The organism is Enterobacter cloacae complex sp. 309I3 (genome assembly GCF_050031595.1).
GTDB lineage: Bacteria > Pseudomonadota > Gammaproteobacteria > Enterobacterales > Enterobacteriaceae > Enterobacter > Enterobacter cloacae.
In genome coordinates this window covers 637,028-649,503 of the sequence record NZ_JBLGWI010000001.1, presented here as the reverse complement: position 1 = coordinate 649,503, position 12,476 = coordinate 637,028, and the positions used below count along the sequence as shown (strand labels likewise).

The window sequence follows — 12,476 nt, the reverse complement described above, 5'->3', positions numbered from 1 at the left end:
AAAAATAATCAATTAGCCAGCGAAGCACCTGGCGTCATGAGGATATGCTGTTGTCAGAGTTAATGTCCCTTGCCCTTTTTCTGGCCTCCATCGGCGTTTACGCCTGGAAAGCTGGCCGTAACACCTGGTGGTTTATCGCCACGCTGGTGGTGCTCGGCATTTTTATTGTTTTAAACATTACGCTCTACGCCAGCGATTACTTTACCGGAGACGGGATAAACGATGCGGTGCTCTACACCCTGACCAATAGCCTGACGGGCGCGGGCGTGGGTAAATATATCCTCCCCGGTCTGGGCCTGGTGCTGGCGCTGGTGACCATTTTTGGCGCGCTCGCCTGGGTGCTGCGCCGCCGCCGTCATCTTCCGCACCATCATGGCTACAGCCTGCTGGCGCTTTTCCTTGCGCTGGCCTCCGTGGATGCCAGCCCGGCATTTCATCAGATCACCGAGCTGGTGAAATCCCAGTCGCGCGACGGTGACCCGGATTTCGTGGCGTACTATAAAGAGCCATCGAAAACGATAGCCAACCCGAAGCTTAATCTGGTGTACATCTACGGCGAGAGTCTGGAGAGGACCTATTTCGATAACGACGCCTTCCCGAACCTGACGCCGGATCTGGGCGCGCTGAAAAACGAAGGCCTCGACTTCAGTCACACCATGCAGCTGCCCGGCACCGACTACACCATTGCCGGAATGGTCGCCTCCCAGTGCGGCATTCCTCTGTTTGCCCCCTTTGAAGGCAACGCCTCAGCTTCAATGTCGAGCTTCTTCCCGCAGAATATCTGCCTGGGCGACATCCTGAAAAACTCCGGTTACGAGAACTATTTTGTCCAGGGGGCCAACCTGCGCTTTGCCGGGAAAGATGTGTTCCTGAAATCACACGGGTTTGATCATTTGTACGGCTCAGAAGAGTTAAAAACGACCGTCGCCGACCCCACTTACCGCAACGACTGGGGCTTCTACGACGATACCGTGCTGGATGAAACCTGGAAAAAATTCGAAGAACTGTCCCGCGCCGGGAAACGCTTCTCCCTCTTTGCCCTGACGGTAGATACTCACCATCCTGACGGTTTTGTCTCGCGCACCTGCAAGCGCAAACGCTACGACATTGACGGCAAAGATAATAAATCCTTCAGCGCCGTCACCTGTAGCCAGGAGCATATCGCCGCCCTTGTTCAGAAAATCAAAACCTCACCCTGGTTCAAAAACACGGTGATCGTGGTCTCTTCAGACCATCTGGCGATGAAAAACAGCGCGTGGGATCAGCTGAACAAACAGGATCGCAGCAATCTATTCTTCGTTCTGCGCGGCGACACACCGCAGCAGGAGGTAATCGCCACCAAGCGTAATTCGATGGATAACGGCGCCACAGTGCTGGATATTCTTGGCGGTGACAACTTTATTGGTCTGGGCCGCAGCACGCTGTCGGGACAATCGCTGTCCGAAGTGTTCCTCAACATGAAGGAAAAAATCCTCGCCTGGAAGCCGGATATCATTCGTCTGTGGAACTTCCCGAAAGAGATGAAAGACTTCACTATCGATCAGGATAAAAAAACGATCGCCTTCTCAGGCAGCCACTTCCGGCTGCCGCTGCTGCTGCGCGTGTCGGATAACCGCGTTGAGCCGCTGCCCGAAAGCGAATACTCGGCGCCGCTGCGCTTCCAGCTGGCGGAGTTTGCCCCGCGAGATAACTTTGTCTGGGTCGATAAGTGCTACAAAATGGGCCAGCTCTGGTCGCCGCCGCTGGCGCTGTCGACGGACTGGTGCGTCTCTCAGGGGCAGCTTGGCGGGGAGCAAACCGTGCAGCACGTAGATAAGCCAGTATGGAAGGGCAAAACCGCCTTCAGGGATACGGTTATCGATACCGCCCGCTATCAGCGCAACATTGATATGCTGAAAATCGTCGACAACGATATTCGCTATAAAGCGGACAGCTTCATCTTCAACGTCGCCGGTGCGCCGGAAGAAGTTAAACAGTTCAGCGGTATCTCTCGTCCGGAGTCCTGGGGTCGCTGGTCCAACGCACAGCTGGGCAATGAAGTAAAAATTGAGTATGCCCACCCCTTGCCGCAGAAATTCGACCTGGTGATCACCGCCAAAGCGTATGGCGCTAATGCTAACCGCCCTGTTCCGGTACGGGTGGGCGACAGCGAGCAAACGCTGACCCTTGGCAACGAAGTCACCACCACCACGCTGCATTTCGATAATCCTTCACGGAGTAATACCCTGGTGATTGTGCCGCCAGAGCCGCAATCCACCAATGAAGGCAATATTCTCGGCCACTCACCGCGCGAGCTCGGGATTGGCATGGTCGAAATTAAAATCGTGGGTAACGCAGGCTAATGCGCGTCGGCCTTAACATCACCGTTCGCCCAACACGCCCCGGTGACGTCACCGCCCTGCCCGCCATAGAACGCGCGGCGGGCGAGCGTTTCCGGGATTACCCGGAACTCGCCTGGCTTGCAGAGGGCGATGTCATTTCCGCTGAGCAGCATCTCGACTACGCCGAACGCGGACTGAGCTGGCTGGCGCTGGCCAACGAACTGCCGGTCGGTTTTATCCTCGCAGAGACGCACGTTTCGTCGCTGTTCATTGTGGAGCTTTCGGTGCATCTGGACTGGCAGGGAAAAGGGATCGGCCGACGGCTCATCGCCTGTGTCGCTGACCAGGCCCGCAAAAGGGGGCTGGCATCGCTGACGCTGACAACCTTCCGGGACGTGCCGTGGAATGCGCCGTTCTATGCGCGGCTGGGGTTTGAAATGATAACGACGCTGACGCCTGAAGTGCGTGAAAAACGCGAAGAAGAGACGGCGCACGGTTTAGCGTATGACGCTCGCTGTGCCATGCGCCTGCCTCTGTAATATCGCCCGACGGCGCACCGTCATTGCGTAGGCCGGGTAAGGCGTAGCCGCCACCCGGCACCACATACGGCGTTAGAAGGTTTCCCAGTTATCGCCCGCATCCGCGGTCGCCGGTTTACGCATCACCACCGGTGCAGCAACGCTTTTGGCAGCGGCAAACTCACGTGCTTTCATCTGCTCCTGCTGAATACGGAACACCGCGACGGCCTGCGTCAGGCGGCTCGCCTGCTCTTCCAGCGCCGCAGCGGCAGCAGCAGACTCTTCCACCAGCGAGGCGTTCTGCTGAGTCACGCGATCCATCTCCGCCACCGCCAGACCAACCTGATCGATACCGCGGCTCTGCTCATCAGAGGCAGAGGCGATTTCGCCCATGATATCGGTCACGCGGGTCACCGCATTAACGATTTCACCCATCGTTTCACCGGCGCTTTCCACCAGCGTTGAGCCCACTTCCACACGACCAACGGAGTCTTCAATCAGGCTCTTGATCTCACGGGCAGCCTGGGCACTGCGCTGGGCCAGGTTACGTACTTCACCTGCCACGACGGCGAATCCGCGACCCTGCTCACCCGCACGTGCAGCTTCAACCGCCGCGTTCAGTGCCAGAATATTGGTCTGGAAGGCAATACCGTCAATCACGCTGATAATATCGGCGATTTTCTGCGAACTGCCCGCGATGTCGCGCATGGTTTGCACCACGTTATCCACCACTTTCCCGCCTTTCTGTGCGGTTTCAGACGCGCTCAGCGCCAGGTTGCTCGCCTGGCGGGCATTCTCGGCGTTCTGCTTCACGGTCGCCGTCAGCTGCTCCATGCTGGCTGCGGTCTCTTCCAGGGAAGCGGCCTGCTGTTCAGTACGGGAAGAGAGATCGTTATTGCCCATCGCGATTTCGCTCGCGCCGCTGTAGATAGCGTTTGCGCCGTTACGCACGTCACCAACGGTACGTACCAGTTCGCTCTGCATATGACGCAGCGAGTCGGCCAGCTCACCCATCTCGTTAGCGCCTTCCACTTCAATGCGCTTCACCAGATCGCCGCTGGCGATATGGCGGATGTTGTCGATGAGACGGGTCAGCGGAGAGATCAGCGCCTGCTTGATACCCAGCCACACGCCCACGATGACCACCAGCACAACGATCAGCACGCTGATCAGCACCCAGATCGCCTGGCTGTAAGAGCTGTTGCTGTTTTCCACCGCCATCTGATACAGCTTGTCGTTCTGCAGCAGGTAGTTCACATACTGCTTCTCAAAACCATCCTGATAGCTCTGGGTAGGCTGATCGAAGAAAGCGTTAATTTTGCCTGCCCCCAGCAGCTGAATCAGCTCCGCCAGCGCGCCGTGATAAATATCGTAGTTACGCTTAATTTCCATCGCTTCAGCGTCGCTCTGACGCGGATCGCGCGGCAGGGCTTCGTAGGCGGCCCAGTTTTTTTCCGCCTGTTTCAGTGACACAGAGGCAATTTGCATCAGATCGTTCACGGTCGCGCCGCTGCCGATATTGTTCTGATCCATCATGTAACGGATGCCCGCGCGGTTCAGGGTGTTACGGGTTTGCAGCAACGCCACCCAGCTGGCGTTCAGCGTGGATTGTTGCTGGCGAATGGTTTGCAGGACGGTGAAATTCTCTTTGTCATGCTTCAGGGCATTGAAGAAAAGACCACCGGAGGTCAGTTGTAAAAGGCCAAATATCGCTAAAACCAGCATTAAGCTGGTGACAATCTTGATACGGTTTAACATGTTTTCTCTTCCTTCAGACAGATACAGAATTTTCGGCCTGGAAAGGGAAAACTTTACGAAAATCATCCTTTAATTTGTGGTTTTTACTCTTCGTCACGCGCTGCGTTATGGCGGTTTCCCAGCGCGATAAACTCCTCAAGCAGCGCCGTCAGCTGTTTCATCTTCTCCGGCGTATATTCCGCCTCTATTTGCTGGTACGCCTCTTCCACCTGCGCCTGAGCGTGCTCGTACAGCGCGTTGCCCTCTTTGGTCAGCGACACGTACAGTTTGCGCTGGTCATTGACCGGTTTTAAGCGCAGCACCAGACCGTCGCGCTCCATGCGCGTCAGAATGCCCGTCAGGCTCGGGCGCAATATGCAGGTCCGAAACGCCAGATCGTGAAAATCCATCGAGGGATGTTCAGCCAGCACTCGCACAATGCGCCACTGCTGCTCGGTCAGATTATGCCGCTTCACAATCGGTCGGAAGTAGGACATCGCCGCTTCCCGCGCCTGCAACAGGGCGATAGTTAAAGAATCATGCATAGCCACTCCCGCTTATTGTTAACAAGTAAACAATTCAAAATCGCTGTTTTAATCAACTGCTTTTTAACCATCGAAAAGTCTAACAGAAACAACAGCACTTTATTAACACGATGATAAATATATCATTTTAAACGAAAATGTAAATTTATTGTTATTCATATCACAAATATTTCACTTCTGATTGCGAAATAATCAGCAAAAGCATAAAACCAAATCATTAACATATTAACAAAATCAACGCCGGCGTTCCGGCCTGAGGAGTATGTCAATGAAAGGTACCGTTTTTGCCGTGGCGCTGAACCACCAAAGCCAGCGCGACGCCTGGGCTGAGGCATTTGAAAAAGCCCCCTACAACACCCCACCAAAAACCGCGGTGTGGTTTATCAAGCCACACAACACGGTGATCCGCGCAGGTGAACCCATCCCGTTCCCGCAGGGTGAGACGGTGCTGAGCGGCGCAACCGTCGCGCTGGTGGTGGGCAAAACGGCCAGCAAAGTTCGCGTGGAGGACGCAGCGGCCTACATCGCCGGGTACGCACTGGCCAACGAGGTAAGCCTGCCGGAAGAGAGCTTTTATCGCCCGGCAATCAAAGCCAAATGCCGGGACGGGTTTTGTCCGCTGGGTGAGCTGGTCGCCGTCGACAACGTGGATAACCTGACTATCATCACCGAAATCAACGGCCGCGAAGCGGACCACTGGAACACCGCCGGGCTACAGCGCAACGCCGCCGAACTGCTGAGCGCCCTGAGCGAGTTCGCGACCCTGAATCCGGGCGATGCGATCTTGCTCGGCACGCCGCAAAGCCGCGTCGAGATCCGCCCTGGCGATCGGGTACGCATTCTGGCGGAAGGGTTCCCGGCACTGGAAAACCCGGTGGTGGATGAACGCGACGTGGCGATGGCTCAGGGCGCGCACCCTCACCCCACGCTGTTCGCCCTCGGCCTGAACTACGCCGATCACGCCAGCGAGCTGGCATTCACGCCACCGACCGAGCCGCTGGTATTTATCAAAGCGCCCAATACCTTCAACGGCGACAACCAGACCTCGGTACGCCCGGACAACGTTGAGTACATGCACTACGAGGCGGAGCTGGTGGTGGTCATCGGCAAAACCGCGCGTAAGGTCAGTGAAGCCGAGGCGATGGATTTTGTTGCGGGCTACACGGTCTGTAACGACTACGCCATTCGCGACTATCTCGAAAATTACTACCGCCCGAATCTGCGGGTCAAAAGCCGCGACGGGTTAACCCCCATCAGCCCCAACATCGTGCCAAAAGCAGCCATTCCCGATCCGCATAACTTAACCCTGCGCACCTTCGTCAACGGTGAATTACGTCAGGAAGGGACCACGGCGGATCTGATTTTCAGCATCCCATACCTGATTGCATACCTGAGCGAATTCATGACTCTGCAGCCGGGCGACATGATCGCCACCGGCACGCCAAAAGGACTGTCCGACGTGGTACCGGGGGATGAAGTGGTGGTGGAAGTGGAAGGCGTGGGTCGCCTGGTAAACCGGATTGTGAGTGAGGAGACGGCAAAATGAAAAAGATTAACCACTGGATCAACGGCAAAAACGTGGCGGGAAGCGACTACTTCCACACCACCAACCCGGCCTCCGGCGAGGTGCTGGCAGAAGTCGCCGCCGGCGGGGAAGCGGAAATCCATCAGGCCGTGGCGGCAGCAAAAGAGGCTTTCCCAAAGTGGGCCAACCTGCCGATGAAAGAGCGTGCGCGTCTGATGCGTCGCCTGGGCGATCTGATTGACCAGAACGTGCCGGACATTGCCGCGATGGAAACCGCCGACACCGGCCTGCCCATCCACCAGACCAAAAACGTGCTTATCCCGCGCGCCTCGCACAACTTTGAGTTCTTCGCCGAAGTGTGCCAGCAGATGAACGGCAAAACCTACCCGGTTGACGACAAGATGCTGAACTACACCCTGGTGCAGCCGGTGGGCGTCTGCGCGCTGGTGTCGCCATGGAACGTGCCGTTTATGACCGCTACCTGGAAGGTCGCCCCATGCCTGGCGTTGGGGAATACCGCCGTGCTGAAGATGTCTGAACTCTCGCCGCTGACCGCCGACCGTCTGGGCGAACTGGCGCTGGAGGCGGGTATTCCGGCGGGCGTGCTGAACGTGGTGCAGGGCTATGGCGCCACGGCAGGCGATGCGCTGGTGCGCCATCACGACGTGCGGGCCGTCTCCTTCACCGGCGGCACCGCCACCGGGCGCAATATCATGAAAAACGCCGGGCTGAAGAAATACTCCATGGAGCTGGGCGGCAAATCCCCGGTACTGATTTTTGAAGATGCCGACATTGAGCGCGCGCTGGACGCCGCCCTGTTCACCATCTTCTCCATCAACGGCGAGCGCTGCACCGCGGGCTCGCGCATTTTCATCCAGCAGAGCATCTACCCGGAATTCGTCAAACGCTTCGCCGAGCGCGCCAACCGCCTGCGCGTGGGCGATCCGACCGATCCGAACACCCAGATTGGCGCACTGATTAGCCAACAGCACTGGGAGAAAGTCTCCGGCTATATCCGCCTGGGCATTGAGGAGGGCGCGACCCTGCTGGCGGGCGGCCCGGACAAACCGGCCGACCTGCCTGCGCACCTGAAAGGCGGTAACTTCCTGCGCCCGACGGTGCTGGCGGATGTCGACAACCGCATGCGCGTGGCGCAGGAGGAGATCTTCGGCCCGGTAGCATGCCTGCTGCCGTTCAAGGACGAAGCGGAAGGGCTACGCCTGGCCAACGACGTGGAGTACGGCCTGGCGTCGTACATCTGGACCCAGGACGTCAGCAAAGTGCTGCGTCTGGCGCGCAATATCGAAGCGGGCATGGTGTTCGTGAATACCCAGAACGTGCGCGACCTGCGCCAGCCGTTTGGCGGCGTGAAGGCCTCCGGCACCGGGCGCGAAGGCGGCGAGTACAGCTTTGAGGTGTTCGCGGAGATGAAGAACGTCTGCATCTCCATGGGCGACCATCCGATTCCAAAATGGGGGATCTAAAATGGGAAAGTTAGCGTTAGCAGCAAAAATCACGCACGTACCGTCAATGTATCTCTCTGAGCTGCCGGGTAAAAACCACGGCTGCCGTCAGGGGGCCATTGACGGGCACAAAGAGATCGGCAAGCGCTGCCGCGAGCTGGGCGTCGATACCATCATCGTCTTCGACACCCACTGGCTGGTGAACAGCGCCTATCACATCAACTGTGCGGACCATTTTTCAGGCATCTACACCAGTAACGAGCTGCCGCACTTTATCCGCGACATGACCTACGACTACGACGGCAACCCGGAGCTCGGGCAGCTGATCGCCGACGAGGCGGTCAAGCTTGGCGTGCGCGCCAAAGCGCACAACATCCCGAGCCTGAAGCTGGAATACGGCACGCTGGTGCCGATGCGCTACATGAACGCGGATAAGCACTTCAAAGTGGTCTCCATCTCGGCGTTCTGCACGGTTCACGACTTCGCCGACAGCCGCAGGCTGGGCGAGGCCATCGTCAGCGCCATCGAAAAGTATGACGGCACCGTGGCGGTGCTCGCCAGCGGCTCGCTGTCGCACCGCTTTATCGACGACCAGCGTGCGGAAGAAGGGATGAACAGCTACACCCGCGAGTTCGACCGCCAGATGGACGAACGGGTGGTGAAGCTATGGCGCGAAGGCCAGTTCAAAGAGTTCTGCAGCATGCTGCCGGAGTACGCCGATTACTGCTACGGCGAGGGCAACATGCACGACACGGTGATGCTGCTGGGCATGCTCGGCTGGGACAAATACGACGGCAAGGTTGAATTCCTCACCGAGCTGTTCGCCAGCTCCGGTACCGGCCAGGTTAACGCCGTTTTCCCGCTGCCCGCGTAAGGAGCCACCATGCCGCATTTTATCGCTGAATGTACCGACAACATCCGCGAGCAGGCCGACCTGCCGGGGCTGTTCGCCAAAGTGAACGAGGCGCTGGCCGCCACCGGCATTTTCCCCATCGGCGGTATCCGCAGCCGCGCCCACTGGCTGGATACCTGGCAGATGGCGGACGGCAAGCAGGAGTACGCCTTTGTGCATATGACGCTGAAGATTGGCGCCGGGCGCAGCCTGGAGAGCCGCGAGGCCGTGGGGGAGATGCTGTTTGCGCTGATCAAAGCGCATTTTGCCAACCTCATGGCCTCCCGCTATCTGGCGCTGTCGTTTGAGCTCGACGAACTGCACCCGACGCTCAATTACAAACAAAACAACGTACACGCGTTGTTTACGTAATACCGTCCCCTCTCCCTTTGGGAGAGGGTTAGGGTGAGGGGAAATCTCTGCGGCCCGATGCCCTCACCCCGTCCCTTTCCCACTGGGAGAGGGAGAAAACAAACATAAAACAGGATATCGCCATGCTCGACAAACACACCCATACCCTGATCGCCCACCGCCTACATCAGGCGGAGCAGTCCCGGGAGCAGATCCGCGCGATCTCGCTGGAGTACCCGGAGATCACGATTGAAGACGCCTACGCCGTACAGCGCGAATGGGTGAACCTGAAAATCGCCGAAGGCCGCGTGCTGAAAGGCCACAAGATCGGCCTCACCTCAAAAGCAATGCAGGCCAGCTCGCAGATCAGCGAGCCGGACTACGGTGCGCTGCTGGACGATATGTTCTTCCACGACGGCAGCGACATCCCCGTCGATCGCTTTATCGTCCCGCGCATTGAGGTGGAGCTGGCCTTCGTGCTGGCAAAACCGCTGCGCGGACCGAACTGCACGATCTTCGACGTCTACAACGCCACAGATTACGTCATCCCCGCGCTGGAGCTGATCGACGCCCGCTGCCACAACGTTGACCCGGAAACCCAGCGCCCGCGCAAGGTGTTCGACACCATCTCCGATAACGCCGCCAACGCGGGCGTGATCCTCGGCGGCCGTCCGATTAAGCCCGACGAGCTGGATCTGCGCTGGATCTCCGCCCTGCTCTATCGCAACGGCGTGATCGAAGAGACCGGCGTTGCCGCGGGCGTGCTCAACCACCCGGCTAACGGCGTGGCGTGGCTGGCCAACAAACTTGCCCCCTACGACGTTCAGCTTGAGCCAGGCCAGATCATTCTCGGCGGTTCGTTTACCCGTCCGGTCGCGGCCAGCAAAGGCGATACCTTCCACGTGGACTACGGCAACATGGGCTCCATCAGCTGCCGCTTTGTCTAGGAGATAACCATGCAAAACGCATTCAAAACGGCGCTGAAAGCCGGAAAGCCGCAGATTGGTTTATGGCTGGGGCTGACCAGCAGCTACAGCGCCGAACTGCTGTCGGGGGCTGGTTTCGACTGGCTGCTGATCGACGCCGAACATGCGCCGAACACCGTGCAGACCGTCTTAACCCAGCTGCAGGCCATCGCCCCTTATCCGAGCCAGCCGGTGGTACGCCCGTCGTGGAACGATCCGGTGCAGATCAAACAGCTGCTGGATGTGGGCGCGCAAACCCTGCTGGTACCGATGGTACAAAACGCCGAAGAAGCCCGTCTGGCGGTCCGTTCCACGCGCTATCCGCCTGCGGGTATTCGCGGCGTGGGCAGCGCCCTGGCGCGGGCCTCGCGCTGGAACCGCATCCCGGACTACCTGCACCAGGCCAACGACGCCATGTGCGTGCTGGTGCAAATCGAAACCCGCGAGGCGCTAAAAAACCTGCCGCAGATCCTGGATGTGGACGGCGTCGACGGGGTGTTTATCGGCCCGGCGGATCTGAGCGCCGACATGGGCTTTGCCGGTAATCCTCAGCATCCGGAAGTGCAGGCGGCCATTGAACAGGCGATCGCGCAGATCCTGAGCGCCGGCAAAGCGCCCGGCATCCTGATGGCCAACGAGCAGCTGGCCAAACGCTATCTCGAATTCGGCGCGTTGTTTGTCGCCGTCGGCGTCGACACGACCCTGCTCGCCCGCAGCGCCGAAGCGCTGGCGGCACGTTTTATCGATCACCCGGTTACGTCAGTTAATAACAATAAATCCGTCTACTAAACGTAAGATCTGGAGCGCACCATGACGACCTCTACCCTGCAAGATAATAAAGCTGTTGAACATCGCGTTATAAATAAGCTGTTCCGTCGTTTGATCGTGTTTCTCTTCATCCTGTTTGTCTTCTCGTTTCTCGATCGCATCAACATTGGCTTTGCCGGGCTGACGATGGGCAAAGATCTGGGCCTCACCTCCACGATGTTTGGCCTGGCCGCGACGCTCTTTTACGTCACCTACGTGCTATGCGGGATCCCGAGCAACATCATGCTGGCGAAGATCGGCGCCCGGCGCTGGATCGCCGGGATCATGGTGGTGTGGGGGATCGCGTCCACCTGCACCATGTTCGCCACCAGCCCGGAAACGCTCTATGTGCTGCGCATGCTGGTGGGCATTGCCGAGGCTGGCTTCCTGCCGGGGATTTTGGTCTATCTCACCTGGTGGTTCCCGGCCTATCACCGCGCCCGCGCCAACGCGCTGTTTATGATTGCCATGCCGGTAACCATGATGCTCGGCTCTATTCTTTCCGGCTACATCCTGGCGATGGACGGGCTGTGGAACCTGAAAGGCTGGCAGTGGCTGTTCCTGCTGGAAGGGTTGCCGTCGGTGGTGCTTGGCGTGGTGACCTGGTTCTACCTTAACGACACCCCGGATCAGGCCAGCTGGCTGGATTATGAAGAAAAGCAAACGCTGAAAACCATGATCGCCCGTGAGCAAGAGCTGGCGGTGGCGCATGCCGCCACGCCGCGTTCAACGCTGCGTGAAGTCCTGACTCCGGCGGTACTGCTCTATACGCTGGCCTATTTCTGTCTGACGAACACGCTGAGTGCGATCAATATCTGGACGCCGCAGATCCTGCAAAGCTTCAACACCGGCAGCAGCAACATTGTGATCGGCCTGCTGGCGGCGATCCCGCAGTTTTGCACCATCCTCGGCATGATCTGGTGGAGCCGTCGCTCCGACAGGCTGAAAGAGCGAAAAAAGCACACCATCCTGCCGTATCTCTTCGCGGCGGCGGGATGGATGCTGGCCTCGGCCACCGATCACAGCCTGATCCAGCTGCTTGGCATCATCATGGCCTCAACCGGATCGTTTACCGCCATGGCGATATTCTGGACCACGCCGGATCAGGTTATTAGCCTGCAGTCCCGTGCGGTGGCGCTGGCGGTGATCAACGCTATCGGCAACGTCGGATCCGCCGTCAGCCCGCTGCTGATCGGCATTCTGCGTGATGCCACCGGCAGCTTCAGCTCCGGGCTATGGTTCGTCGCCGGGCTGCTGGTGGTGGGCGCGCTGGTGCTGACGCGGATCCCAATGACCCGCCAGGAAAGCCTCGGGCGCGATCCGGGGATGGCGGCACAGAAGATCCACTGAGG

At 58.6% G+C, this 12,476-nt stretch carries 11 protein-coding genes; 9 read left to right on the top strand and 2 right to left on the bottom strand.

The features are described from left to right. The first annotated feature begins 50 nt into the window (after positions 1-50). Together opgB and ACQG22_RS03065 are read left to right on the top strand one after the other, a co-directional pair. Positions 51-2,342, top strand: coding sequence for a phosphatidylglycerol--membrane-oligosaccharide glycerophosphotransferase (opgB, locus tag ACQG22_RS03070; protein WP_369707000.1), 2,292 nt, complete (start codon positions 51-53; stop codon positions 2,340-2,342). Then, entirely contained in the window at positions 2,342-2,860 is a 519-nt protein-coding gene (locus tag ACQG22_RS03065) for a GNAT family N-acetyltransferase (RefSeq protein ID WP_369706999.1), read from the top strand. Before opgB ends, ACQG22_RS03065 begins: the two co-directional genes overlap by 1 nt. 72 nt (positions 2,861-2,932) lie before the next feature. On the opposite strand, the gene tsr is transcribed toward ACQG22_RS03065, so the two are convergent. Together tsr and hpaR are read right to left on the bottom strand one after the other, a co-directional pair. Next, a complete protein-coding gene (tsr, locus tag ACQG22_RS03060; protein WP_029882181.1) occupies positions 2,933-4,597 on the bottom strand; it encodes a methyl-accepting chemotaxis protein in 1,665 nt (554 codons plus the stop codon). 83 nt (positions 4,598-4,680) lie between these two features. Further along, positions 4,681-5,121 carry a homoprotocatechuate degradation operon regulator HpaR gene (gene hpaR, locus ACQG22_RS03055; protein ID WP_013095456.1) on the bottom strand — a complete coding sequence of 147 codons (441 nt, stop codon included), beginning with the start codon at positions 5,119-5,121 and terminating at the stop codon, positions 4,681-4,683. Positions 5,122-5,389: 268 nt separating this feature from the next. On the opposite strand from hpaR, the gene hpaG reads away from it, so the two are divergent. The 7 genes from hpaG to hpaX all read left to right on the top strand — a co-directional run bounded on the left by hpaG (position 5,390) and on the right by hpaX (position 12,474). Next, positions 5,390-6,667, top strand: coding sequence for a 4-hydroxyphenylacetate degradation bifunctional isomerase/decarboxylase (hpaG, locus tag ACQG22_RS03050; RefSeq protein ID WP_013095455.1), 1,278 nt, complete (start codon positions 5,390-5,392; stop codon positions 6,665-6,667). Next, positions 6,664-8,130: a 5-carboxymethyl-2-hydroxymuconate semialdehyde dehydrogenase gene (gene hpaE, locus ACQG22_RS03045; protein ID WP_013095454.1), complete on the top strand. Its 1,467-nt coding sequence runs from the start codon at positions 6,664-6,666 to the stop codon at positions 8,128-8,130. Before hpaG ends, hpaE begins: the two co-directional genes overlap by 4 nt. 1 nt (position 8,131) lies before the next feature. Next, positions 8,132-8,983: a 3,4-dihydroxyphenylacetate 2,3-dioxygenase gene (hpaD, locus tag ACQG22_RS03040; protein ID WP_013095453.1), complete on the top strand. Its 852-nt coding sequence runs from the start codon at positions 8,132-8,134 to the stop codon at positions 8,981-8,983. Between the two features lie 9 nt (positions 8,984-8,992). Then, positions 8,993-9,373, top strand: a complete 381-nt coding sequence (locus tag ACQG22_RS03035; protein WP_045295471.1) for a 5-carboxymethyl-2-hydroxymuconate Delta-isomerase — start codon at positions 8,993-8,995, stop codon at positions 9,371-9,373. A 122-nt stretch (positions 9,374-9,495) separates the two neighbouring features. Continuing rightward, entirely contained in the window at positions 9,496-10,299 is an 804-nt protein-coding gene (hpaH, locus tag ACQG22_RS03030) for a 2-oxo-hept-4-ene-1,7-dioate hydratase (RefSeq protein ID WP_013095451.1), read from the top strand. Between the two features lie 9 nt (positions 10,300-10,308). After that, positions 10,309-11,106, top strand: a complete 798-nt coding sequence (gene hpaI / locus ACQG22_RS03025; protein WP_369706998.1) for a 4-hydroxy-2-oxoheptanedioate aldolase — start codon at positions 10,309-10,311, stop codon at positions 11,104-11,106. Positions 11,107-11,127: 21 nt separating this feature from the next. After that, positions 11,128-12,474: a 4-hydroxyphenylacetate permease gene (hpaX, locus tag ACQG22_RS03020; RefSeq protein WP_040020168.1), complete on the top strand. Its 1,347-nt coding sequence runs from the start codon at positions 11,128-11,130 to the stop codon at positions 12,472-12,474. The last annotated feature ends 2 nt before the right edge of the window (positions 12,475-12,476 follow it).

Coding starts and splice junctions, on each gene's coding strand:
- ACQG22_RS03065 (WP_369706999.1), top strand. CDS start 2,342: ATGCGCGTCGGCCTTAACATCACCGTTCGCCCAACACGCCCCGGTGAC.
- hpaD (WP_013095453.1), top strand. CDS start 8,132: ATGGGAAAGTTAGCGTTAGCAGCAAAAATCACGCACGTACCGTCAATG.
- hpaE (WP_013095454.1), top strand. CDS start 6,664: ATGAAAAAGATTAACCACTGGATCAACGGCAAAAACGTGGCGGGAAGC.
- tsr (WP_029882181.1), bottom strand. CDS start 4,597: ATGTTAAACCGTATCAAGATTGTCACCAGCTTAATGCTGGTTTTAGCG.
- hpaR (WP_013095456.1), bottom strand. CDS start 5,121: ATGCATGATTCTTTAACTATCGCCCTGTTGCAGGCGCGGGAAGCGGCG.
- hpaX (WP_040020168.1), top strand. CDS start 11,128: ATGACGACCTCTACCCTGCAAGATAATAAAGCTGTTGAACATCGCGTT.
- hpaI (WP_369706998.1), top strand. CDS start 10,309: ATGCAAAACGCATTCAAAACGGCGCTGAAAGCCGGAAAGCCGCAGATT.
- hpaG (WP_013095455.1), top strand. CDS start 5,390: ATGAAAGGTACCGTTTTTGCCGTGGCGCTGAACCACCAAAGCCAGCGC.
- hpaH (WP_013095451.1), top strand. CDS start 9,496: ATGCTCGACAAACACACCCATACCCTGATCGCCCACCGCCTACATCAG.
- ACQG22_RS03035 (WP_045295471.1), top strand. CDS start 8,993: ATGCCGCATTTTATCGCTGAATGTACCGACAACATCCGCGAGCAGGCC.